The sequence below is a fragment of the Streptomyces exfoliatus genome (assembly GCF_000725545.1).
Classification (GTDB): Bacteria; Actinomycetota; Actinomycetes; order Streptomycetales; family Streptomycetaceae; genus Streptomyces; species Streptomyces exfoliatus.
Genome location: NZ_JNZP01000016.1, coordinates 98,258 through 121,440, shown reverse-complemented (window position 1 = coordinate 121,440; position 23,183 = coordinate 98,258). Strand labels below are relative to the sequence as shown.

Sequence of the window (23,183 nt, the reverse complement as noted above, 5' to 3'; positions counted from 1 at the left end):
GCCCCGACAGCGATCCCCGGTCCTACGGGGGCTTCTCGTCCTTCCCCGGCGGCAACCGCAGGGCGAAGACGGAGCCGTCGGCGTGGACGGAGACGGGACCGCCCCAGTGCTTGTCGAAGGTGAGCCGGGGGCGGGTGCCGCGGCCGGCGTGGACGACGGCGCGGTACTCCTCGACGTCGCCCCTGGCGAGGAGACGGAAGAGTGCCTGGTCCACGCCGGAGAACGCCTCGACGCGAGGACCGTTCAGGCGGAAGACGTGGTCGGTGCCGACGTACTCGGTCCCCAGGAGCGTGTGGGCAGCGTCCTGCACACTCGTGCTGGCCGCGTGTTCGAGGCCGGTGAAGCGTTTGTGACCCTGCCGCTCGGTGAGGTGGCGGGCGGTGGCGTGGCCGGAGCCCGCGGTGGTGTGGGCCAGAGACTCCTGGAACCAGGCGAAGTCCTTCGGCTGCACGTGGCAGCCCCGCACCGGATCGGGAGCCACCAGGCCCTTGGCCGGCGGGTGGATGTCCGGCATCACGTTCGCCTGCGTCGGAGACGCGTTCAGCTTCGGCTCCCGGCCCTCCGCCGGGGACAACCGGCCGCCGCTGCCCGGCGCCTCAAGGGCGTGGACGGCCATCGTGCCCCCGTCCGTCGGGATCTCCGTGCTGAACAGCAGGGCCGGGGTCTCGTTCCACGCACCGATGTGGACCGCTTCGGTGTGGACGGAGGCGGAGGCCAGCTGGTCGGCGGAGGCAGCGGAGTTGCCGTGGTTTCCCTTGCAGGCGAGGGGGAGACGCGGGACGCCTCGCCCGGCTGCCAGACCTCGGCGAAGTAGTGGGGCCGGTAGCGGTACTTCACCTTCTCGCCCCTGTCCCGGCTGGTGAGGGCCCAGCCCGCGCGCAACGCCGTGTCGGCGGGGACGATCGTCACCGAGTGGCCGGGGAAACGGCGGCGCAGGAGGTGCTCGGCGAGGGTGAGCGCGAAGCCGATGCCGAGCTCGCCGGACTGCAGCGACGTGTAGTGGTCCGCGATGCGATGGCCCTCGTCGGTGAGACCGAGGAAGGAGTCTCCGCCGCCGGCCAGGGCCTGGGTGTACTTGAGCGCACCCCAGTGCTCCGCCAGTCCCCGGCCCGCTCCACGCCATGACAGGGAGGTGGCCCGCGCGAGTGTGGAGCACGTCCCAGACGGTCACGCCGAACTGCTTGGGCAGCTCCGTGCGCTGGATCGGGACGAGGGCGGGCGCACGCAAGGGCGCAGCGGCGCGTGACCTTGGCTTCGGCCCGGGCGGGCCGGCGTCGGTGCCTCGGCCCCGCCTCGCTCGCGAGTTCCGCGCTGCCGAGGGGCCTCGGGCGGGCGGCAACCAGAGAGCCGACTTCCGGAGCGGTCGAGCGTCGACCGGTTGATGGCCAAAGGGGCCGTGTTCCGTGAGCCAGAGCGAGGTCAGTGCCGACAGGTCGGAGGTGCGTGGGCGCACGTCATCCGTGTGTGCAGAGGGGCCTCCCGCATGTCTGATGGCTCATCAGGTAAGTCGGCAACCGGGCAGCATGAGTCCCCGCGCGTTCCGGGACGGTCGTCCCAACAGGCGCCGATGCGAAGGGAAAGCCCAGGTGGGAAGCCGTCTAGCCCCACCGGAGCGATGTTCCTCACAAACATCGGACGGGGGTGTCGGTGTAAGGTCGAGAACGCCCTTGACCTGCACGAAGCAGGCAGGGAGCCGTCTTAGAGGAGTCCACAGTGCTGCGCACTCTGTTCAAGTCCAAGATCCACCGGGCGACCGTGACCCAGGCGGACCTGCACTACGTCGGTTCCGTCACCATCGACGCGGACCTGATGGAGGCGGCCGACCTCCTCCCCGGTGAGCTGGTGCACATCGTCGACATCGACAACGGGGCCCGCCTGGAGACCTACGTCATCGAGGGCGAGCGCGGTTCCGGGGTCATCGGGATCAACGGCGCCGCCGCCCACCTCGTGCACCCCGGCGACCTCGTGATCCTCATCAGCTACGCGCAGGTCGAGGACGCCGAGGCCCGGACGCTGGTTCCGCGCGTCGTGCACGTCGACGGCGACAACCGCATCGTGGAGCTGGGGAGCGACGCGTCGGCGCCCGTTCCCGGCAGTGACACGGTGCGCGGCCCGCACGCGGTGCCCGCGCAGATCTGAACCGTCCGGACCGAGGGAGACGTACCGCATGGCCGAGCTGAAGATCCGCGACGACCGGACGAACGGACGCCTCGAGGCGTTCGAGGACGACACCTTCGTCGGTGTCGTCGTCTACTTCGTCCTGGACGCCGAGCCCCACGCCCTCGTGGCGGTGCACACGATCGTCGAGGAGGGCCACGAGGGCAAGGGGATCGCCGGAGCGCTCGTGCGCGAGTTCTACACGATCGCCGCGGGCGAGGGCGTTCCCGTCGTACCGCTCTGCCCCTACGCCGCCAAGTGGGCCGAGCGTCACCCCGACGAGGCCCCGGTCCCCGCGGCCGACGTGGTCCGCGCGGCGAAGCTCCAGCTCAAGGCCACCCCCGACCTGTGGTGACCACGGGCACGGCCGGCACCCTCGCCCTGCTGCACACCTCACCGGTCCACGTCCCCGTCTTCGACGGGTTGCGGGACCGGCACCACCCCGGGCTCGTCCTGCGCCACCTCGTCGACGAGGAGCTGCTCGTACGGGCCCGGGAAGCGGGCCCCGACGCGGTCGCCGGGGCCGTGGCCGCCGCCCTCGCGGCGGCTGTCGCGGGCGGCGCCGACGCCGTGCTCTGCACCTGCTCCACGATCGGCGGGGTCGCCGAGCGGCAGGCCGGCCCCCTCGGCGTGCCCGTGCTCCGCGTGGACCGGCCCATGGCCGCCGAGGCCGCCCGCTTCCGCCGCATCGTCGTGGTGGCCGCCCTCCACTCCACCCTGGAGCCCACCGTCGCCCTCATCGCCGAGGAGTCCGGACCGGACACCTCCGTCGTCAGCACCGCCGTGGTCGAGGGCGCCTGGGAGCGGTTCGAGGCGGGGGACCGGGACGGATACCTCGACGCCGTGGCGGCGGCCGTCGACGCGGCGCCCCCCGCGGACGGCAGCGTCGTCGTGCTCGCCCAGGCGTCCATGGCGGACGCCGTCGAGCGGATGACCACCCGGCGGCCCGTCCTCGCGAGCCCCCGCCCCGGGCTCGCGGCGGCCGCCGGCGCCGTGGCCGCGGCCCGTGCCGCCAAGGCCGGCGCCTGACCCCGAAGGGCGGGATCCGCCGGGCGTGACAGGGTTTGCCGGGTCACCCTGGGATAGGAGGGACCCGTCGACCGAAAGGCCCGTCATGACGCATCCGTATCCCGATCCGCTGCCGCCCTCGCCCATTCCGCCGCCGGTGCCGACACCGCCGCCGGTCCCCCCGCCGAACCCGGTACCGGTACCCCCGGACCCCGAACCCGGCCCGGCGCCGCAGCCCGGCGGACCCGTACCGGAACCCGAGCCTCAGCCCCAGCCGGGCCCCGCCGGCCGCCGTCCCGCGTCAACGCAGAGGTGACGGAAGGACGTTGAGCTTTCGCGAATCCCTTGTCACGGAGCGTGCGCCACCCCTAACTTGGACGGCTGTCGCTGTGTTCAAGGGGGGCCCATGGCCGTACGCGGACGTCACCGTCGCCACCAGCCGAGCCGGATCAACCGTGCCTCGCTGACCGTCACCGCGGGAGGCGCCGGAATGGCGCTGCCGCTGATCGGCGCCGGCACCGTGCAGGCCGCCTCGCTCGACGTCTGGGAGAAGGTCGCGGCCTGCGAGTCGACCTCCCACTGGAGCATCAACACGGGCAACGGCTACTTCGGCGGCCTCCAGTTCAGTCAGTCCACCTGGGAGCGGTACGGCGGCACGCACTACGCGCCGCGCGCCGACCTGGCGTCCAAGGACCAGCAGATCGCCATCGCCGAACGCGTCCTCAAGGGCCAGGGGCCCGGCGCCTGGCCGTCCTGTGGCCCCCGCGCGGGCCTCGCCCGAGGCGGCGACGCGCCGGACATCGCCCCCGGCGGTACGGCGGCCAAGGCGCCGGCAGGCGGGAACGCGGTCAGACCCGCCTCCCTGCCGGGACAGCGCGCCCTGCCCGCACAGCCGGCCAGGGACGCGAGCCCGACCTCCGTGCCCACGGTCCGCGAGATGTACACGGTGACACCCGGCGACTCCCTGTCGAAGATCGCCCGCGAGGAGCACGTCCAGGGCGGCTGGAAGCGGATCTACGACGCGAACCGGTCCGTCGTCGGCACCGACCCCGACCTCATCCACCCCGGCCAGCGGCTCACCCTGCGCATCGCCGCGCCCAAGCAGCCGAAGAAGGCCGCGCCGGCGGCCACGCCCCCGCCGAAGGCCGCGTCCCCGAAGACGTCCCCGGCGAAGACACCCCCGGCGAAGACGTCCCCTCCCAGGACGCCCACCGCCACCGCGCCTCCCGCGAAGCCCCCCACCAGGCCCGCGCCGGGACAGACGACGAAGCCCAGCAGCAAGCCGATCGCCAAACCCACTACCAAGCCCAGCGCCAAGCCGAGCACCAGGCCCAGCTCCGGAACGACCAGCAAGCCGAGCACCAAGCCCCGCACGAAACCCGTGTCCCAGACGCGGCCCCCCGCCGCGGACAAGGAGGAGTACTCGGCCCCCGTCTCCGCGGGCATCGGCACCCGCTACGGCACCCGCGGCTCCTCCTGGTCCAGCGGCTACCACACGGGCGTCGACTTCCCCGTGCCCACCGGCACGTCGGTGAAGGCCGTGGCCGCCGGCCGGATCGTGTCCTCCGGATGGGGCGGCGCGTACGGCTACCAGATCGTGCTCCGCCACGACGACGGCCGCTTCAGCCAGTACGCGCACCTCTCCGCGCTCACCGTCCGCGAGGGGCAGCGGGTGCAGGCCGGGCAGCGCATCGGGCGCTCAGGATCGACCGGCAACAGCTCGGGACCGCACCTCCACTTCGAGGTTCGGACGGGACCCGGGTACGGCTCCGACATCGACCCCCTGGCCTACCTCAGGGCCCGCGGAGTCACCCTCTGACCCGGACGTCGAGGGTGCCCCGGCCGGCACCGTCATCCGGTCGAGCGTGAGCTGGATCAGTCCGCCCGCGGCCACCGCCCCGCAGATCAGCGCGGCGACGGTGCCCGCGGCGCCGTAGCGGAAGCTCTCGCCGAACAGGGTCAGGCCGACGGCGGCGGCCACCACCGGGTTGACCACGGTCACCGTCGCCAGCGGGGCGGCGAGGCCGGCGCCCCGGTAGGAGGCCTGGGAGAGGAGCAGCCCCGTCACGGCCAGGGCCGAGAGCACGAGCAGACCGGTCCACTCCGCGAGCGGGGCCTCGGGCGTCCACTCCTCGGCCACCGACTTCGTGAACACCGAGGCGATACCGAAGGAGACCCCCGCCGCGGCGGCGAGGACGACACTGCGCAGCGCGGACCTGCCTATGAGGTGCGCCGCGGTGAACAGGCCGGCCACCACGCCGAGGACGCAGACGGTCAGCAGCCAACGGGCGCCGTCGGCCAGCGACCGGGGCTCGGCGCCGTCGGCGAGGCTGAGCAGTCCCGCCAGGCCCACCGTGGCCATCAGCGCGCCGCGCCAGGCCCGCCGTCCGGCCCTGCGGCCGACGAAGAGGGCCGCCATCGGGAGCGCGAAGACGATGGTGAGGGCGCCCAGCGGCTGGACCAGGCTGAGGGGGCCGTACGCCAGGGCCGCGACGTGCAGGGCGGCGCCGAGGCCGTTGAGCAGGACGGACACCCACCAGACCGGATTGCGCAGGGGTGCGTAGCGCGGACCGGCGGCGGAGGCCGCGACCCGCTCCTGCACGATCGCCGCGGCCGCGTAGGCGACCGCCGACACCAGGGCCAGGAGGACGGACAGCAGGAGGGGGCTCATACCTTCCACGATCTCTCTTCCCGGCCGATCGCGTCGTCGTCCCAGGGGACGTCTTCACGGGTACCGCCGTCGCAGTATGCGGCCGTCGCGTACGCCTGGAGACGTACGCCCGCGCAGGTCAGAACGGATGTAAAGGGTCCTTTTCGAGCCGTCGGGGGAGTCGTGAAAGGGAGCTAACGTGGGCGGAAAAATCGACGGCCTGCCACGACCAGAGAGGACGCGCGCGTGGATCTCGTGGACCCCGGTGAGAGCGAATCGCCGGGCGGATTCTTCGCCCTGCGCACCACGGTGCCGGAGACCGGCGGCGCACACCGCCCGCTCGCGCGGCTGTACGCGGGGGAGGACGGCCCCCTGCACGCGCGCGTGGACCGGGTCACCGCCCGGCTCGGTGCCCCCGAGCGGCGCGTCGGCGCCTCCGTCGCCCACCTCGGGCTCGCGGCCCGGCTCTGGTCGACCGCCCTCGGCCCCGCCGCGCTGCACGGCCGCTTCCCCGACCTCGACCCCGGCGAGCTGTACTGGGACGGGGCGCTGTCCGCGCCCGACGACCTGTGGTGGGCCGGCCGCGTGACCCGCCCGGCCACCGTGGACCAGCTCCGCGCGGCCGTCCAGGAGGCCCACCTCGTCCCGCTGCATGCCGCGCTGCGCCGCGACGGACGGATCTCCCCGCGCCTGCTGTGGGGCAACGCGGGCTCGGCTCTCGCCGGAGCCCTGCGCGAGCTGACCCGCTGGGCCCGCGCCCACGGCCGCCCGGAGGCGGCCGAACGGGGCGCCGTCCTGGTCTCCGGGCTCCTCGACCACCCGGACCTCGCCGGTACGGTCCGCGGCCCCCGGCTGCGCCGTACCAGTTGCTGTCTCTACTACCGCTGCCCCGGCGCGGGGCTGTGCGGCGACTGTGTCTTCGACCACGCCCCCCGAACGGGTTTGGATGCGCGGCCGTCCGCTCCGTAAAGTTGGGCTTTTGAAAGCCGAAGAGCGGCGACGTACGAGCGAACGAGGAACCCGAAGGCCATGACGGTGACCGAAGAAAACCAGGACTACGGGCCGGGCGTCGACCCCGATCGCCTGGCCGTCTGCCTCAGCGTCCTCGACGAGCTCGACAAGCTGGACGTCGACCACCCGGACGCGATCCGCGTCCGGCGCGCCACCGCCGGGATCTACCGGACCGTGAAGCAGCGCCGCCGCCAGGAGCGCCGGGCCGCCAAGACCGCCAACGACAAGGCGGTCACCGAGGCGACCGCCACCGGCTCCGCGCAGCGCATCGACGACGAGACCGAGGGAATCCTCCCGTCCTCCGTCACCGAGGAGGGCCGGATCGCCGGGATACTCCAGCGTCCGCGCTCCTGCTACGTGTGCAAGACGCGGTTCGTCGAGGTCGACTACTTCTACCACCAGCTCTGCCAGCAGTGCGCCGCCCTGAACCGGGCCAAGCGCGAGGCCCGCGCCGACCTGGCCGGCAAGCGGGCCCTGCTGACCGGCGGCCGGGCCAAGATCGGCATGTACATCGCGCTGCGGCTGCTGCGCGACGGCGCCCACACCACCATCACCACCCGTTTCCCCAAGGACGCCGTCCGCCGCTTCAAGGCGATGGAGGACTCCGCGGACTGGATCCACCGCCTGGAGGTCGTCGGCATCGACCTGCGCGACCCGGCCCAGGCCGTGGCCCTCGCCGACCGGATGGCCGAGAACGGGCCGCTGGACATCCTCATCAACAACGCGACGCAGACCGTGCGCCGGCTGCCGTCCGCGTACGCCGCGCTGGTCGAGGGCGAGAACGCCGCGCTGCCGGCCGGGGACCTTCCCGAGCGGCACGTCATCGGCGCCTTCAACTCCGGCGCCGTCGCCGAGCTCGGATCGTCGTCCGCGCTGCCCGCCGGAGTGAGCGGCCTCGACGCACAGCAGGTCGCCGACCTCGCCCTGGTCGCGGGGAACGCCAGCATCGCCCGGCACCTCGACGGCACCGCCATCGACGCGGGCGGCCTGCTGCCGGACGTCGTCGACAGCAACACCTGGGTGCAGAGCATCGAGCAGATCTCCCCGGTCGAGCTGCTCGAGACCCAGCTGTGCAACTACACGGCGCCGTTCATCCTGATCAGCAAGTTGCGGCCGGCGATGGCGGAGGCCGCGAAGAAGGCGTCCAGCGGGCGTTCCTACGTCGTCAACGTCTCCGCGATGGAAGGCGTCTTCAGTCGCGGCTACAAGGGTGCCGGCCACCCGAACACCAACGCGGCGAAGGCCGCGATGAACATGGTCACGCGGACCAGCGGCCAGGAGATGTTCGAGACCGACGGCATCCTCATGACCTCCGTCGACACCGGCTGGATCACCGACGAGCGTCCGCACTTCGACAAGCTGCGCCTCGCCGAGGCCGGCTTCCACGCCCCGCTCGACCTGGTCGACGGCGCGGCTCGGGTGTACGACCCGATCGTGCGCGGCGAGGAGGGCGTGGACCTGTACGGCTGCTTCCTGAAGGACTACGCCCCCGCCAACTGGTAGAACCCCGGACCCGGCAGTCAGTTCCGGGCCGACCCGACAAGAGCGCCCCACCGGCCCGGTGGGGCGCTCTTCCGGCTTCTTTCACCCGATCGCGTCACACTTCCGAGCCCGGTAGAGCGCGGGCGCGCTCATTTGGTTACTCTGATGGCCACGGTCGGCCACCGAAGACACACACCGTCTTCACGGCCGATCCGGGATTGGCCTGCCACCAAGGCCGCGCTCCCGCCCGATGAACGGCGCCACCGCGACCGACCGGCACCAGTCCCACAGGTACGCGACACAGAGGAGTGCGCGGTGACACCCGAACTGACGAAGCAGAAACCGCAGCCGGCCGAACGCAAGGACCGGCAGCGCAAGAACGGCGAGCTGGGGAGCCTGGAAGTCTGGGCCCACGCGGCCCCGATCCGGCTCGCGGGCTACGAGGACGACCTCGCGGAGCCCCACATCCTGCCCGGCATCGACTGATCCCTCGCTTCACACCCCGGTGCCCCCGGCCGTTCGCGGCCGGGGGCACCGGGGCGTTCAGCGCGGTCCCTGCGCGGGTTCCCGCAGCCGGGTCGGCGGCAGGTACTCCCGGATCAGGGTCCGGTGCCACCAGGCCCCGGTGGCGCGGAGTTCGCGCCAGGTCGTGTACCGGTAGCGGTACAGCCGGGCGCGGACGAGGGTGGGCGGCTTGTCCGGGAACGGGTTGTGGGCGAGCAGCTTCAGGGTGTCCCGGTCGCCGTCGAGCAGCCGCTCGACGAACGGGCCGAACCACGCGCGCGCGTACCCGGGGCTGAGCGCCGCGAACCACATCAGCCAGTCGAGCCGCAGATGGTACGGGGCGAACTGGCGGGGCGTCCTGCGTGGATCCCCGGGCTTGCCCTTGAAGCCGTACTCGCGCCACACCGTTCCCGCGTGCGGCACCGGGTCCTCGGTGCCCTCGACGATGATCTCGTCCCTGATCCGGCCGACCGTGCCGAACGCCCCGTACGTGTTGACCAGGTGGAACGGGTCGTACGAGCGGTTCATGGCCTGGTGTCGGGAGAGCAGGTTGCGCGCGGGGCGGTAGCTCCGTACCAGGACGAACGCGGTCACCGCGACGACCAGGGCCACGTACCAGAGCGGCGGATCGGGCTGCGGATGGTCGCCGGTGAGCGGGGAGGCGTCCACGGCGGAGACGGCGATCACGATGGTGATCCAGTTCAGCCAGGCGAAGTTCCCCGAGAGCACCAGCCACAGCTGCGTGGCGATCATCAGACCGGCCGCGATCGTGGCGACCGGCTGCGGGGCGAACAGCAGGAACGGCACGACCAGCTGGACGACGTGGTTGGCCGCGGCCTCCACCCGGTGCAGCGGGCGGGGGAGGTGGTGGAAGAACCAGCTGAGAGGGCCGGGCATCGGCTGGGTCTCGTGATGGTGGTAGAGGCAGGTCAGGTTCCGCCAGCAGGGATCGCCGCGGATCTTGATGAGCCCGGCGCCGAACTCGACCCGGAAGAGCAGCCAGATCAGCAGGTACAGGATGAGGATCGGCGGTCCCGTGTCGTCGTTGCCGAGGAAGACCGCCAGGAAGCCGGTCTCCAGGAGCAGCGACTCCCAGCCGAAGGAATACCAGGTCTGGCCCACGTTCACGATCGACAGGTACATCCCCCAGAGCAGCAGCCACAGCAGCATCGACACCGGCAGCGGCACCGCGTCCCCGGCGCCCGCCACCATCGCGAGGGCGAGCGCGGCGCCGGCCCAGGCCACGGTCGCGAAGAGGCGGTCGGAGTAGTGCCAGTGGAAGAGCGAGGGGGTGTGGCGGGGCCGGGTCACGCGCACGTACTCCGGTACGGGGAGCATGCCGCGCTCCCCGATCAGCGCCCGGAACTGGAGCGCCGCGGAGAGGAACGCGACGCAGTAGAGCCCGGCGAGCCCCCGCTGGAAGACGATCCGGCTCAGCCAGTGGTCGGGTGCGGTGAACCACTCCATCGCTTCCAGTATCGGCCCCCGTCCCCCCGCTCACTCACTGACGAGGCGCCGCAGGGCCCGGCCCAGGTGACCGGCGTACGCCCGCTGGAGCAGGGGGATCAGGGGGCCGCCGAGCCGGGTGTACCAGGCGGCGGGGCGGCTGAACGCGGTGACCGTGAACCGGACGGTGCCGTCGGGGTCCAGGTCGACGATGAAGGACTCCTCGCCGCACTCGGGATGCCCGGTGAGGGTGCCGTACGCGAAGCCGGTGCGCTGTTCCTCGTACGCCGTCCAGATCACCGAGCAGGGGACGCCGAGCCTGAGCGGCCCGATGCCCGCCGACACCTCGACGGTGACGCCGGGCTCCGCGCGGCCGGCGTCGGCGAGGACGCCCGCCCCGGTGGCGCGGTGCATCCGCCAGGTGGTGACGGCGGCGCCCGCGGCCTCGAAGTCGGCGCGGCCGTGACCGACGGCCGTGGTGTGCCGGAGGTGGTGGTAGCCCTCGGGGAGGTGTGCCGGGGTGCGGGTGGCGCCGACCTCGGGGTAGGTGAGGGCGGGGCGCGGGCGCTCGCGCCGGGACAGGCTGCTCGTCAGACGGGTCATGCCGGAAGCTCCGTTCGGGGGTGGGCCGCGGGGTCGGGAGTCGGTGCGGAGGTCGCGGGAGTCGGCCTGGGGGCCGGAGTGGGGGCCGCGGCGCGGTCCGACGCGAGGCGGCGGCGGGCGAGCAGCGCGCAGACGGTGAAGCCGAGGGCGTTGCCCAGGCCATGTGTCGCGGCCGTCCAGGTGAGGTCGAGGTGGGGGAGTCCGGTCGCCTCGCCGAGTGCCCAGCTCAGGGCGAGGAGCATGGTGACGAAGAGGACGAGGGCCGAGACGGCGAGCAGGCCGCGGGTGACGCGGTCGGCCGTCGCGGCACGGCGCTCGCGCAGGGTCAGGACGGCGACCGCCGTCATGCCGGCCGTCAGGACGACGGCCCCGGCGAGTTCGGCCCAGTCGTCGACGAAGTAGCCGAGCAGGACGAGCGCGGTGCCGGCCGGGACGCTGAGCGCGGCGAAGCGGGCGGCGGGGGCGTCGTGGACGCGGCAGAGGAGTCCGGCGACCAGGGCGGCGGCGAAGCCCGCGAAGTGGAAGTGCGGCACGGTCAGGGCCAGGATGTCCAGGTCGAAGCCGAGGAGCGGGTACGAGGCCCGTTCGGCGACGAGCGCGACACCGGCGACGGAGGGCGCGGCCAGGGCGGTGAGCACGGCCACCTCGCCCGGCCGGAGCGAGCGGGTGAGGAACAGCCGGGCGGGCGCCTGCAGCGCGAGGGCCAGCGTGGCGAGGGCGTACACGGCGGCGAGCGTGGTCGAGAGTCCCGAGCGGGGCAGCCAGAGGGAGAGCGCCCCGGGGGCGGCGAACAGCGGCCAGGCGCGGCGGAGCCGGTCCCACCCGGGCGGCCGGGGGCCGTCGAGGAGCGCGAGGCCCGTGGGCACCACCCAGAACATGCCGATCGTGACGACCGATCCCACCAGGACCGACAGTGCGGTCATGTGCCACCATCCCCGATTGAACGCGTTCAACTCACGGGATGGAGCCTAGGGGCTTTCTTGAACGTGTTCAAGCGCGGGGGTGGCTACGCGGGACCCGGTCGGCCGCCCTCCGCTTGCGGCGCCCCCCGGGCTGCGACAGACATGAGGGACTGGCCGGAACCGGGCGCCGTGGCCCGGGGGAGAGAAAGCGGGAGAACCAGGTGCGCTCAGCCCCCAGCCGGACGCGGCGGACTTCCACCGCTCCCCACGCGACCCCACGCCGTGCGACCTCCACCGCCCCCCGCGCGATTCCGCGCGGTGCGACCCGCTCCGCGCTCGCGGCGTTCGCCGCCTCCCTGCTGCTCGCGGGCTGCTCGTCGGCCTGGGAGGGGTCGCGTGGCGGCGCCCAGCCTGCCGCGGCCGACGCCCAGGACATCCTTCTGCAGCCGTTCGCGGCCCAGGGCCCCGACCCCTTCACCGAATCCACCGCCCGCACGACCGGGCCGCCGACCCGGAAGCGCGAGCCCGACCCCGCCGCCGAGCACGCCCGCGAGGTCACCGGCTCCGCCCCCGGCCTGTACGGCGGCACGCGCGCGGAGGGCAGCTGCGACGTCGACCAACAGGTCTCCTTCCTCGCCGCCGACCAGGACAGGACACGGGCCTTCGCCGAGGCCGCCGGCATCCCCGAGACCAACGTCGCCGACTGGCTGCGCGGGCTGACCCCGGTCGTCCTGCGCGCGGACGTACGGGTTACCAACCACGGCTACCGCGAGGGCCGGGCCAACGCCTTCCAGTCCGTCCTCCAAACCGGTACGGCGGTCCTCGTCGACCAGTACGGCTCCCCCCGCGTCCGCTGCGCCTGCGGCAACCCGCTCCGCACGCCGGTCGCGACCACGGACGGCGTCCACCAGGGCGACCCCTGGGACGACTTCGACCCCGACCGGGTGATCGTCGTCCGGCCGACCACCACGGTCGTCACCAGCCTGGTCATCGTGAACGCCGCGGACCGCAGCTGGATCGAACGGCTCACCGGGAGCGACGGCGACAAGGACCGCAAGCCCGCCGTGGAACCGGACTGCGACCCGGACGAATGCGCCCTGACCGACGCCGGCACGCCCGACCCCAGCGCCCCCGACCGGCCCGCGTCCCCGGATCCCGCCTCCCCCGACACGGGCTCACGGGTCCCGTCGCCCCCCGTCCCCTCGGTGCCGGAGAGCCCCGTCAGCCCCGACGCCTCCGCAACCGGCGGCACGGACACCGGACCCACCCCTACGGACCCCGGCCCGGACGCCGATCCCGACCCGTACCCGAACCCCGACGACCCGTACGCGGAGCCGGACCCCGAGACGGAGCCGTACCCGGACCCGTACGCCGACCCGTACGCCGATCCGAGTACGGAGCCCTTCCCCGACCCCTTCGGCGACCCGAACGCCGAGCCGCCGGGCGAGCAGCCCCCCGTCCCGGACGGCGAGCTGCCGGACGAGGAGCTCTTCCCGGCCGGACCGGTCCCGGAACAGCCGGAGACCTTCGAAGGGTGAAACGGATCTTCATGGTGCGCACGGGCGGGGCTGCGCCTAGCGTGGCCCCATGAACGCGGGCAGCGGGGGCGGTGGCGGGGAGGCGGCCGAGCGGCTCCGCGGCGCGCCGGAGGGGCGGGACGCGGGCGCCGGGATCCTGGCCGACTACGGATCCGCCTTCCGGATGGGCGGCTTCGACTGGGACCTCGTCGCCGGCACGATGGTCATGGACGACGCCGCCCTCGAAGTCTTCGACATGGACCGCGCGGAGTACGACGGCCGCCCCGAGTCCCTCGGCTCACGGGTCCTGCCGGACGAGGGCCGCCGCCTCGACACCCTCGTCGCCCAGGCCCTCAAGGAGGGCAGCGAGCAGTACGGCGCGTACTTCCGCATCCGCCGCCGCGACGGCCGGCACCAGTGGACCCACACCCAGGGCATCGTCCACCGCGACGACGCGGGCCGCCCGGTGCGGATCGTCGGCGTCCTGCGCGACGCCACCCACGAGCTCACCGAGTCCGCCGCCCGGCTCGGCCTCGACGAAGGTCGGCGCAAGCGGGCCGGCGTCGTCGAGGGCACCACGGCGGCCCTCGCGTACGCGCGGACCGTGCAGGACGTCATCGACCTGCTCAACGACTCCCACGCGCTCGAACACTTCGGCGCCGCCAGCCTCGTCATGGGCCTCCTCGAAGCCGGCCGCATCCATCTCGTCGCGGAGGGCCCGGACGGCGCGTTCGTGCCGGGCACCCGTTTCACCCGGGTGGACGAGCCGTACCCGATGAGCGAGGTGATCCGCACCCTGCGCCCGCGGTTCATCGACTCGGCCCGTGACTTCGCCGACTCCTTCCCGGTCCTCTGGCCGCACATCAGCGGGCTCGGCATCACCGCCGCCGCCTACCTGCCGCTCATCGCCCAGGCCCGGCCCATCGGTGCCCTCGGCCTGCTCTACAGCGACAAGACCGGATTCAGCGAGGACGAGCGGACCCTGCTCGTCGCCCTCGGCAGCAGCATCGCCCAGAGCCTCCAGCGGGCCATGCTCTACGAGCAGGAGCACGACCTCGCAGAGGGGCTCCAGCAGGCCATGCTGCCGCGCCGGATCCCCGACGTGCCCGGCGCCCAGACCGCCGTGCGCTACCGCTCGGCCCGACTCGGCCGGGACATCGGCGGCGACTGGTACGACATCATCCCGCTGCCCGGAGGACGGGTCGGCGCGGTCATCGGCGACGTACAGGGGCACGACACCCACGCGGCGGCCGTCATGGGCCAGCTGCGGATCGTGCTGCGCGCGTACGCCGCCGAGGGCCACACCCCGGCCACGGTGATGGCCCGCGCCTCCGTCTTCCTGCACGAGCTGGACACCGAGCGCTTCGCGACCTGCACCTACGCGGAGGTCGACCTCGCCACCGGGGTCGTCCAGGTGGTACGGGCCGGCCACGTCGACCCGCTGCTCAGGGAGGCCGACGGCCGCAGCCGCAGACTGCCGGTGGAGGGCGGGCTGCCGCTCGGCCTCTCCGCGGAGTTCGGCCGGCTCGACTACCCGGTGACCACCATGGAGCTGGACCCAGGACAGACCCTGATGCTCTACACCGACGGTCTGGTCGAGAAGCCCGGCGCCGACCTCGACGAGGGCCTCCAGTGGCTCTCCGCCCTCGTCCGGCGCGGACCCGCCGACCTCCAGGAGCTCGCCGACCTTCTGTGCGACGTCGTCGCCGACCGCGGTGGCGAGGACGACGTCGCGATCCTGCTGCTGCGCCGCCAGGGCGCGGCCGCCGCCCAGGGGGCCGGCCGGTTCCGGCAGCACGTGGCCCAGAACGACCCGGAGGCGCTGAGCTCGGCCCGGCACATGATCAGGGCGGCCGTACGGGCCTGGGGGGCCGGGGAACGCGCGGACGAGATCGAGCTGGTCGCCGACGAACTGATGACCAACGCGCTGATGCACACGGACGGCGGCGCGATCGTGACCCTGCGGGTCCTCGGCGGGGCCGAACGGCGGCTTCGGGTGGAGGTGGAGGACCGGTCCAGCGCCCTGCCCCGGCGCCGGGAGGCGGGGGAGGCGGGCGTCTCCGGACGGGGTCTCTTCCTGGTCGACCAGCTCTCGGACGTGTGGGGCGTCGAGTCGAGGGGCGGCGGCAAGTGCGTGTGGTGCGAGTTCACCGTCGAGAACTGAGATCCTCCATCCAGGAGCTCTGCGAACCAGAACTCTTCGAGCCGGAGCTCTTCGAGCCGGAGCTCTTCGAGCCGGAGCTCACCCTCGTGGCCGAGCCCGCGGGTGGGCGATGTTAACTGAGCGTGAACTGATCGTACTTGACCGTAACTGTCGGTACGCGATTGACTTCGTTCCACCGCCTCCATCGCCTCTTCCGCGCAGGACGTGAGGACACACCCGTGAGCAGCGAGCTACTGGCACCGCTTGACCTGGCCTTCTGGCACCTGGAATCCACCGCCCACCCCCTGCACCTCGGAGCGCTCGCCCACTTCGGCCCCGTCCCCCCGGACGGAACACCCGGCCGGGAACCCCTGGACCTCCTGGACCTGCTCGCCCGCCGTGCCGCCGCCGTCCCCCGGCTCCGGATGCGCGTCCGCGACGTCCTCCTCCCCGTCGGCGGCGCCGCCTGGAGCGCGGACCCGGACTTCGACGTGCACCGCCACGTGCACGAGATCACCCTCCCCGGCGCCGACTTCCCCGCAGAGACCGCGCGGCTCGCCGCCGAGCTCATGGAGCGCCCGGTCGCCCGCGGCCTTCCGCCGTGGGAGATGTACCTGCTGAGTGGCGCCCCGGACGGCTCCTTCGCCGTGCTCGTCAAACTCCACCACGCCCTCGCCGACGGCATGCGGGCCGTCGCCATCGGCGCCGGGATCTTCGACGAGATCGCCGCGGGCCGCCGCCCCGCTCGCCGGCCCCGCCCCGTACCGCCGGGTTCCTGGCTCCCCGGTCCCGGACGGCTCCTCGGCATCGCCAGGGAGCGGCTCGGCGATCTCGGCAGGGCCGTCGAGGTCGGCGCCTCCGTGGTCGGATCCTCCGTCCTGCGCGTCGGCCGCCTCGACGGCCCGGACACCGCACTCGCCGCCGAGTCCAGCGGGACCCGCCGCGTCGCCACCGTGACCCTGTCCCTCGACCGCGTCCACCGGGTCCGCCGCGGCACCGGCGGAACCGCCAACGACGTCCTCCTCGCGGTGGTCGCCGGAGCCCTCCGCCGCTGGTTCGAAGGACGCGGTCTCCCCCTCCCGGGGACCGACCCCCGGGCCCTGGTCCCCGTGTCGCGCCGCCGCCCCGGCGCTCCGCCCGGCCCCGGCAACAGCCTCTCCGGCTACCTCGTCGACCTGCCCGTCACCGAGCCCGATCCGGCCGCGCGGCTTGCCTCCGTCCGGCACGGTATGGACCGCAACAAGGCCGCCGGGCCCTTCCGGGGCGCCGGTGCCGTCGCCCTGCTCGCCGACCGGCTGCACCCGCTCGCCCACCGTTTCGGCGCCCCGCTGGCCTCCGGCGCCGCCCGGCTCCTCTTCGACCTGCTCGTCACCCAGGTGCCGCTGCCCCGTTCCGCGCTCTCCCTCGGCGGCGCCCCGCTCCGCGCGCTGTTCCCCATGGCCCCGCTCGCCCGCGGCCAGTCCCTCGCCGTCGCCATGTCCCCGTACGGCGGGCAGGTCCACATCGGCCTCGTCGCCGACGGCGAGGCCGTCCCCGACCTCGACGCGCTGGCCGCCGCTCTCACGGCCGAACTGGACCTTCTCGACCCGCCGGAAACCCCTGACGACCCGCCGGAGAACCCTGACGACCTGCAGGAGAGCCCTGACCTCATGACCCTGACCGCGTGATCATGACGCCCTGACGGCCTCGTGTACGGCGGGAGCCCGGCCGTCATGCCGTGCACGTCGTGCCCGGCCGGACCCTCGTGAGCGAGATCAGGTACTCCTCGACCTGCCGGTCGACGCAGGCGTTGCGGCCGTACCCGGTGTGACCGGTGGAGTCGAACGTCAGCAGCATGCCGTCGGGGAACTGGCGCGCCAGGCTCACCGCCTCCCCGTACGGGGTCGCGGGGTCGCCCGCCGTGCCCACGACGAGGACCGACGGGACCCCGGGGGCGCTCACCCGGTGCGGGCGCCCGCGACCGGTGGGCCAGTCACGGCAGACCAGCTCGTTCGTCACCCCGGTCGTGCCGTAGACGCCCGCGGCCTTCTCGGCGGGGGCCAGGGCATCCCAGTAGGCCTGCGCGTCATGCGGATGGGGGACGTCGAGGCAGTTGATCGCGATGAGGGCGGCGTCGCGGTTGTCCTCGGGGACGTCCGCCTCGTCTTCGGAGCCTGCCTCGGATCCAGCCTCACCCTCAGCCTCACCCTCAGCCTCCACCTCAGCCTCAGCCTCAGCTTCGGGGTCAGGGGACTCCTCCCCGCCCGTCGTCAGGCCCGCCAGTCTCGTCCCGTCACCGTCGTCCGCCGCGCGCAGGGCCTCGGACAGGTCCGCCCACTGGTCCTCCGGCGTGTACATGGACAGGCTCAGCGCGGAGACGAGGCCCGCGGCGTCGAGACCGGACGCGGAGTCGTCGACCGCCAGCGGTTCCCGCTGCGTCCGCTCGAGGAGCCGGTCGATCAGCGCGCGTATCTCCTCGAGCGTCGCGCCGGGGCACGCGGCGCCGATCGTGGCGGCGCAGGACTCGGCGTACTCCTCCACCGCCTTCCGGAACCCGGTCGCCTGGCCGAGCATGCGCTGCCGCCAGTCGAGGGACGGGTCGACCGCCCCGTCCAGGACCATCGCCCGTACGCGGCGCGGGAACTGCTCGGCGTACGAGGTGCCCAGACTGGTGCCGTACGACCAGCCGACGTACGTCAGCCTCCGCTCGCCGAGCGCCGCCCGCAGCACGTCCAGGTCCCGGGCCGCGTCGTCTGTGCCGACGTGCGGCAGCAGCGCACCACTGGCCTTCCGGCAGTCGGCGGCCGTCGTCCGCGCGTCGGCGAGCACGTCGGCGCGTTCGGCGTCCGTTCGAGGATGGAGCGGTGTGCCCTGGGGCTCCCCGCCGGTCGGTTCGGCGCGCTCGGTCGGCTCTTCGGTGCGGCAGGTCAGGGCCGGCTTGCTCTCCCCGACCCCGCGCGGGTCGAAGGACACGACGTCGAACCGTTCGCGTACGCCCCGCCCCAGGTCGTCGGCGACGCCGTCCTTGATCAGCCGCACCCCGCGCTCCCCGGGGCCGCCGGGGTTGAGGACGAGCGAACCGACGCGCTTCCCCGGGGCGGCGGTAACCGCCTTCGCCACCGGCAGCACGAACGTCCTGCCGTCGCCGGGGCGGGAGTAGTCCATGGGGACGGTGAGCGCGGCACACCGGTACGCGCCGCAGGGCCGCCAGGTGAGCTTCTGGCCGTAGAAGCGTCCGAGGTCGGGGCGGGCGGCGGGGTCGGCCGGGACGGCCGAGGACCTCGGCCGGTTTCCGTCCGAGCCGGGGCCGGCCGTGCAGGCCGCCAGGGAGGCGGTGCCGAGCACGGCGAGGGCGAGGAGGAGGGCCTGACGGCGGCGGGTGGGGGCGGTGATCACGAGGTACTCCCACGGTGGTCGGTCCAGGGAAGGATCACGCGCGGATGCTGAGGATTTGCTGAGGCCGCGCAACCGGCCGCAGGGTGCTGGGGGCAGCACACAGGGCCCCGCGTCGGGTCGCGTCAGGGCCACATCCGGCCGTCATCGCCAGCCGAGGAACTCGGCAGGGAGGCGAACCTCGACACGGAATGGGTCAAGCCCTTCCATGACCTGCTAAGCGGGCCGTCGAGGCCGGCTACGGGGACCAGAGCATCTCCGCCCTGACGGAGGTGCTCAGGAATCCGGCGCCGACCCCGTGACCCGGGACCCCCTGACCCAGGCGGTCAGACCCTCGCGGCCTCTGCCCTGTCGGCGACGGTGGCGAGGTAGCGCTCCGCGTCCAGGGCCGCCGCCGCGCCGGTGCCGGCGGCGGTGATGGCCTGGCGGTAGGTGTGGTCGACGACGTCGCCCGCCGCGAAGACGCCGGGGACGTTCGTACGGGTGGAGGGCGCCTCGACCTTGATGTAGCCCTCGTCGTCCAGGTCGATCTGGCCGGTGAAGAGTTCGGTGCGCGGGTCGTGGCCGATGGCGATGAACAGACCGGTGACGTCCAGCGGGCGGCTCTCGCCGGTGACGGTGTCGCGCAGGACGACGCCGCCGAGCAGGCCGTTCTCGGACGTGATCTCGGCGATCTCGCTGTCGAAGGCGAAGGAGATCTTGTCGTCGGCGAACGCGCGGTTCTGCATGACCTTGGAGGCGCGCAGGGCGGAGCGGCGGTGCACGACGGTGACCGACCTGGCGAAGCGGGTGAGGAAGGTGGCCTCCTCCATGGCGGTGTCGCCGCCGCCGACCACGACGATGTCGCGGTCGCGGAAGAAGAACCCGTCGCACGTGGCGCACCAGGACACACCGCGCCCGGACAGCTCGTCCTCGTTGGGAAGACCGAGCTTGCGGTAGCCGGAGCCGGTCGCGACGATCACGGCCTTCGCCCGGTGGACGGTGCCCTCGGAGTCGGTGACTTCCTTGATCTCGCCGGTCAGGTCGACGGAGACGATGTCGTCGTCGATCATCTCGGCGCCGAAGCGTTCGGCCTGGGCCCGCATGTTCTCCATGAGGACCGGCCCGTCGACACCCTCGGGGAAGCCGGGGAAGTTCTCGACCTCGGTCGTCGTGGTCAGCGAGCCGCCGACGAAGATCGAGCTGCCGAAGAGCAGGGGCTTGAGCTGGGCTCGGGCGGTGTAGAGGGCGGCGGTGTATCCGGCGGGGCCGGAGCCTATGACGATGACCTCGCGGACGTCGTCACCGGTGGTCGCGGTCGGCTCGGTCACCGAGGTCACGCCTCCTGCTTCGCGTCGATCTCGGCGATGAGGCCCTCGATGAGGCCCTTGATCTCGTCGCGGATGGGGCGGACGGCCTCGACGCCCTGGCCGGCCGGGTCTTCGAGCGCCCAGTCGAGGTACTTCTTGCCGGGGAAGATCGGGCAGGCGTCCCCGCAGCCCATGGTGATGACGTAGTCGGACGCCTGGACGGCCTCGGTCGTGAGGACCTTCGGCTTCTGGGCGGAGATGTCGACGCCGACCTCCCTCATCGCCTCGACCGCGGACGGGTTGACCTGGTCACCCGGGACGGAACCGGCGGAGCGGACCTCGATGCGGTCGCCCGCGAGGTGGCTGAGGAAGCCGGCGGCCATCTGGGAGCGGCCGGCGTTGTGGACGCAGACGAAGAGCACGGAGGCGAGCGGAGCAGTCATCGGGTCTTCCTCGGAGGCAGGGACGGCGCGTCGAAGACGTCAGCCCGGGCTGGTATCAGCTCGGGGTGATGTGACAGTATCAGTCCATGATGACGTCAGTCGATACTGATCTGATCCGGGTTCTGGGTGACCCCCTGCGCCTCCAGATCGTGACCCTGCTCGCCCGCGAGACGCTGTGCACCACCCACCTCGTGGAGGAGACCGGTGCCAGGCAGACCAACCTCTCCAATCACCTGAGAGTGCTGCGCGAGGCCGGGGTCGTCGAGACCGAGCCCTGCGGTCGGTTCACGTACTACCGGCTCAAGCCGGACGTCATCGAAGCCCTGGCCGGGCAGTTCGCCGCCCTCGCCGAGGCCGCGCGCGCCAACGCCGACACCAAGAGAGCCTGTCCGTAGCCTCTCGCCCCACCTGCCCGAGGAGATCCCGCCCGTGACCGCCACCGAGCCCGCAGCGAGCGACGCCATAGCCGCCGACACGTCGCCGCGGCCCGCCCCCGGCGCCACCCCGCCCCGTACCCCGCTCGTCGCGCGAGCGGCCGCCGAGCTCGTCGGCACCGCCGCCCTCGTGGCGATCGTCGTGGGCTCCGGCATCCAGGCCACCCAGCTCACCGACGACGTGGCGCTGCAGCTGCTTGCCAACTCCACGGCCACCGTCTTCGGCCTCGGCGTCCTGATCGTCCTCCTCGGCCCGGTCTCCGGCGCGCACTTCAACCCGGCGGTCACCCTCGCCGAGTGGTGGACCGCCCGTCACGGCGGCGGTGGCGTCACCGGGCGCGAGCTCGCGGTGTACGTCCCGTCGCAGGTCGTCGGCGCCGTCGCGGGCGCGGTACTGGCGGACGCGATGTTCGGCGAGCCGCTGGTGAAGTGGTCCACGCACGACCGCTCGGCCGGGAACCTGCTCCTCGGCGAGGTCGTGGCGACCGCCGGTCTGATCCTGCTGATCTTCGGGCTCGCGCGCACCGACCGGCTCCGTTTCGCACCCGTCGCCGTCGCCTCGTACATCGGCGCCGCTTACTGGTTCGCCTCGTCGACCTCGTTCGCGAACCCGGCGGTGACCATCGGCCGCGCCTTCACCGACACCTTCGCCGGCATCGCCCCCGCCTCCGTCCCGGGGTTCATCGGCATGCAGCTGGTCGGCGCGGTCCTGGGCCTGGCCCTGGTCGCGGTCATCTTCCCGCGGGGCAGGACGACCGCCGGATGACACGGACCGCGGACGTGGTGGTGATCGGCGGCGGCCAGGCCGGGCTCGCCGCCGGCTATCACCTGCGCCGCCTCGGCCTCGACTTCGTCGTCCTCGACGCGCAGTCCGCTCCGGGCGGCGCCTGGCGGCACACCTGGGACTCCCTGCACCTGTTCTCACCGGCCGCCTACTCCTCCCTGCCGGGGCGGCTCATGCCGCCGCAGCCGGGGGAGACGTACCCGGACGCCTCGCACGTCGTCTCGTACCTCACCGACTACGAGCAGCGGTACGAGCTTCCCGTCGTCCGGCCCGTCCGCGTCGAAGCGGTCCACAGGGACGGGGAGTTCCTGCGCGTCGAGGCCGACGCCGGAACCTGGCGGGCGCGTACGGTCATCAGCGCGACCGGCACCTGGTGGCGGCCCTTCGTCCCCGCCGTGCCCGGCCGGAGCGAGTTCAGGGGCCGCCAGCTCCACACCGTCGAGTACGGGCGTCCCGCCGACCTCGCGGGGGAACGTGTGATCGTCGTCGGCGGCGGGAACTCCGGCGCCCAGATCGCCGCCGACCTCGCGTACGACACCGACCTCACGTGGGTCACCCTCCGCGAACCCCGCTACCTCGCCGACGACATCGACGGCCGGGCCCTGTTCGACCACGCCACCGCCCGTCGCCGTGCCCTCGACGAAGGCCGTACGGACAACGGCGGGGTGGCGTCCCTCGGTGACATCGTCGCCGTACCGCCCGTGCGCGAGGCCCGGGACGCGGGACGGCTCAAGGCCCAGCCGATGTTCGCCCGGCTCACCGCGACCGGCGTGGAATGGGATGACGGCAACCGCGCGGACGCCGACACCATCGTCTGGTGCACCGGCTTCCGGCCCGCCCTCTCGCATCTGGCGCCGCTCGGCCTGCGCGGCCCGCGCGGCCACGTCCCCACGGCCGGTACGCGCGCCGTCGGCGAGCCCCGGCTCCACCTGCTCGGTTACGGAGACTGGACGGGCCCCGCCTCCGCCACGCTCATCGGCGTCGGCCGCCCCGCCCGCGAAGCCGCCCGGGAGATCGCCCGGCTCCTCCACGGCTAGAGCCCTTCGAGATGGAGGACCGCCGGGTCCTCACGCCGTGGCGGCCTTGGTGAGGAGCTGACCCATGGCGGCGAGGACGGCGGGTTCCACACGGTAGTAGACCCAGGTGCCGCGCCGCTCGGATGAGAGCAGGCCGGCTTCCTTCAGCTTCTTCAGGTGGTGGGAGACGGTGGGCTGGGAGACGCCGACGTCGGAGATGTCGCAGACGCATGCCTCTCCGCCGTCGTGGGAGGCGACGGCCGAGAAGAGCCGCAGGCGTACGGGATCGCCGAGGGCCTTGAACATGACGGCGGTCCGTTCGGCCTCGTCGGCGGTCAGCGGGCGCTCGTTCAGCGGCGGGCAGCAGGGTTCGGCGGCGGGTTCGAGGAGGGGCAGCGCCTTCGCATTCGACATATGTCTAT

Annotated in this window: 22 protein-coding genes; 13 read left to right on the top strand and 9 right to left on the bottom strand. The window is 73.2% G+C overall.

From position 1 onward, the window contains the following. Positions 1 to 22: 22 nt before the first annotated feature. Positions 23 to 616 (bottom strand): hypothetical protein, encoded by a 594-nt coding sequence (locus IO20_RS41010; protein ID WP_051874585.1) that lies wholly within the window; start codon positions 614 to 616, stop codon positions 23 to 25. A gap of 1,097 nt (positions 617 to 1,713) precedes the next feature. Between IO20_RS41010 and panD the strand changes: the two genes are divergently transcribed. From panD to IO20_RS0120490, 4 genes are all read left to right on the top strand, one after another. Beyond that, positions 1,714 to 2,139: an aspartate 1-decarboxylase gene (gene panD / locus IO20_RS0120505; RefSeq protein WP_030552634.1), complete on the top strand. Its 426-nt coding sequence runs from the start codon at positions 1,714 to 1,716 to the stop codon at positions 2,137 to 2,139. Between the two features lie 28 nt (positions 2,140 to 2,167). Then, positions 2,168 to 2,512 (top strand): GNAT family N-acetyltransferase, encoded by a 345-nt coding sequence (locus IO20_RS0120500; RefSeq protein WP_030552632.1) that lies wholly within the window; start codon positions 2,168 to 2,170, stop codon positions 2,510 to 2,512. Beyond that, positions 2,506 to 3,186, top strand: a complete 681-nt coding sequence (locus tag IO20_RS0120495) for a hypothetical protein (protein ID WP_245684990.1) — start codon at positions 2,506 to 2,508, stop codon at positions 3,184 to 3,186. The genes IO20_RS0120500 and IO20_RS0120495 overlap by 7 nt, the downstream gene beginning before the upstream one ends. Before the next feature lie 385 nt (positions 3,187 to 3,571). Then, the gene (locus IO20_RS0120490) at positions 3,572 to 4,984 is read left to right on the top strand and encodes a transglycosylase family protein (RefSeq protein WP_031127505.1); all 1,413 of its coding nucleotides are present in this window, start codon (positions 3,572 to 3,574) and stop codon (positions 4,982 to 4,984) included. Here IO20_RS0120490 and IO20_RS38715 read toward each other — a convergent pair. Beyond that, entirely contained in the window at positions 4,865 to 5,836 is a 972-nt protein-coding gene (locus IO20_RS38715; protein WP_030552626.1) for a DMT family transporter, read from the bottom strand. The genes IO20_RS0120490 and IO20_RS38715 overlap by 120 nt on opposite strands. A gap of 234 nt (positions 5,837 to 6,070) precedes the next feature. Here IO20_RS38715 and IO20_RS0120480 point away from each other — a divergent pair, with 234 nt between their 5' ends. The 3 genes from IO20_RS0120480 (at position 6,071) to IO20_RS40800 (ending at position 8,794) form a co-directional block, all read left to right on the top strand. After that, the gene (locus IO20_RS0120480) at positions 6,071 to 6,784 is read left to right on the top strand and encodes a (2Fe-2S)-binding protein (protein ID WP_397792337.1); all 714 of its coding nucleotides are present in this window, start codon (positions 6,071 to 6,073) and stop codon (positions 6,782 to 6,784) included. Between the two features lie 60 nt (positions 6,785 to 6,844). After that, complete coding sequence (locus IO20_RS0120475; RefSeq protein WP_030552621.1) at positions 6,845 to 8,329, top strand: SDR family NAD(P)-dependent oxidoreductase; 1,485 nt, start codon at positions 6,845 to 6,847, stop codon at positions 8,327 to 8,329. 294 nt (positions 8,330 to 8,623) lie between these two features. Continuing rightward, positions 8,624 to 8,794, top strand: a complete 171-nt coding sequence (locus IO20_RS40800; protein WP_169749531.1) for a hypothetical protein — start codon at positions 8,624 to 8,626, stop codon at positions 8,792 to 8,794. 57 nt (positions 8,795 to 8,851) lie between these two features. Here the strand turns inward: IO20_RS40800 and IO20_RS0120465 are convergent, their stop codons facing one another. From IO20_RS0120465 to IO20_RS0120455, 3 genes are read right to left on the bottom strand one after another with little or no spacing between them, the layout of a single operon-like run. Further along, positions 8,852 to 10,279, bottom strand: a complete 1,428-nt coding sequence (locus IO20_RS0120465; RefSeq protein ID WP_030552619.1) for a lipase maturation factor family protein — start codon at positions 10,277 to 10,279, stop codon at positions 8,852 to 8,854. A gap of 30 nt (positions 10,280 to 10,309) precedes the next feature. After that, entirely contained in the window at positions 10,310 to 10,861 is a 552-nt protein-coding gene (locus IO20_RS0120460; protein WP_030552617.1) for a DUF1990 domain-containing protein, read from the bottom strand. Continuing rightward, a complete protein-coding gene (locus tag IO20_RS0120455) occupies positions 10,858 to 11,775 on the bottom strand; it encodes a YndJ family protein (RefSeq protein WP_245684994.1) in 918 nt (305 codons plus the stop codon). The genes IO20_RS0120460 and IO20_RS0120455 overlap by 4 nt, the downstream gene beginning before the upstream one ends. 209 nt (positions 11,776 to 11,984) lie before the next feature. Here IO20_RS0120455 and IO20_RS0120450 point away from each other — a divergent pair, with 209 nt between their 5' ends. The 3 genes from IO20_RS0120450 (at position 11,985) to IO20_RS0120440 (ending at position 17,090) form a co-directional block, all read left to right on the top strand. Beyond that, the gene (locus IO20_RS0120450) at positions 11,985 to 13,301 is read left to right on the top strand and encodes a DUF6777 domain-containing protein (RefSeq protein WP_245684989.1); all 1,317 of its coding nucleotides are present in this window, start codon (positions 11,985 to 11,987) and stop codon (positions 13,299 to 13,301) included. Positions 13,302 to 13,464: 163 nt separating this feature from the next. Further along, positions 13,465 to 15,444, top strand: a complete 1,980-nt coding sequence (locus tag IO20_RS0120445; RefSeq protein WP_397792341.1) for a SpoIIE family protein phosphatase — start codon at positions 13,465 to 13,467, stop codon at positions 15,442 to 15,444. 218 nt (positions 15,445 to 15,662) lie between these two features. Then, positions 15,663 to 17,090, top strand: coding sequence for a wax ester/triacylglycerol synthase family O-acyltransferase (locus IO20_RS0120440; RefSeq protein WP_245684988.1), 1,428 nt, complete (start codon positions 15,663 to 15,665; stop codon positions 17,088 to 17,090). Between the two features lie 43 nt (positions 17,091 to 17,133). Here IO20_RS0120440 and IO20_RS0120435 read toward each other — a convergent pair whose 3' ends face one another. The 3 genes from IO20_RS0120435 to IO20_RS0120425 form a co-directional block, all read right to left on the bottom strand. Continuing rightward, positions 17,134 to 18,798, bottom strand: a complete 1,665-nt coding sequence (locus tag IO20_RS0120435; RefSeq protein ID WP_030552610.1) for an alpha/beta hydrolase — start codon at positions 18,796 to 18,798, stop codon at positions 17,134 to 17,136. A 323-nt stretch (positions 18,799 to 19,121) separates the two neighbouring features. After that, entirely contained in the window at positions 19,122 to 20,105 is a 984-nt protein-coding gene (gene trxB, locus IO20_RS0120430) for a thioredoxin-disulfide reductase (protein ID WP_030552609.1), read from the bottom strand. 5 nt (positions 20,106 to 20,110) lie between these two features. Beyond that, positions 20,111 to 20,527 (bottom strand): arsenate reductase ArsC, encoded by a 417-nt coding sequence (locus tag IO20_RS0120425; RefSeq protein WP_030552608.1) that lies wholly within the window; start codon positions 20,525 to 20,527, stop codon positions 20,111 to 20,113. Between the two features lie 86 nt (positions 20,528 to 20,613). On the opposite strand from IO20_RS0120425, the gene IO20_RS0120420 reads away from it, so the two are divergent. Genes IO20_RS0120420 through IO20_RS0120410 form a run of 3 tightly spaced genes read left to right on the top strand, consistent with a single transcriptional unit; the run spans position 20,614 to position 22,782 of the window. Continuing rightward, the gene (locus IO20_RS0120420; protein ID WP_030552606.1) at positions 20,614 to 20,922 is read left to right on the top strand and encodes an ArsR/SmtB family transcription factor; all 309 of its coding nucleotides are present in this window, start codon (positions 20,614 to 20,616) and stop codon (positions 20,920 to 20,922) included. 34 nt (positions 20,923 to 20,956) lie between these two features. Beyond that, positions 20,957 to 21,727, top strand: a complete 771-nt coding sequence (locus IO20_RS0120415; RefSeq protein ID WP_030552604.1) for an aquaporin — start codon at positions 20,957 to 20,959, stop codon at positions 21,725 to 21,727. Continuing rightward, positions 21,724 to 22,782 carry an ArsO family NAD(P)H-dependent flavin-containing monooxygenase gene (locus tag IO20_RS0120410; RefSeq protein ID WP_030552602.1) on the top strand — a complete coding sequence of 353 codons (1,059 nt, stop codon included), beginning with the start codon at positions 21,724 to 21,726 and terminating at the stop codon, positions 22,780 to 22,782. Before IO20_RS0120415 ends, IO20_RS0120410 begins: the two co-directional genes overlap by 4 nt. A 30-nt stretch (positions 22,783 to 22,812) precedes the next feature. On the opposite strand, the gene IO20_RS0120405 is transcribed toward IO20_RS0120410, so the two are convergent. After that, positions 22,813 to 23,175, bottom strand: a complete 363-nt coding sequence (locus IO20_RS0120405; RefSeq protein WP_030552600.1) for an ArsR/SmtB family transcription factor — start codon at positions 23,173 to 23,175, stop codon at positions 22,813 to 22,815. Between the last annotated feature and the right edge of the window lie 8 nt (positions 23,176 to 23,183).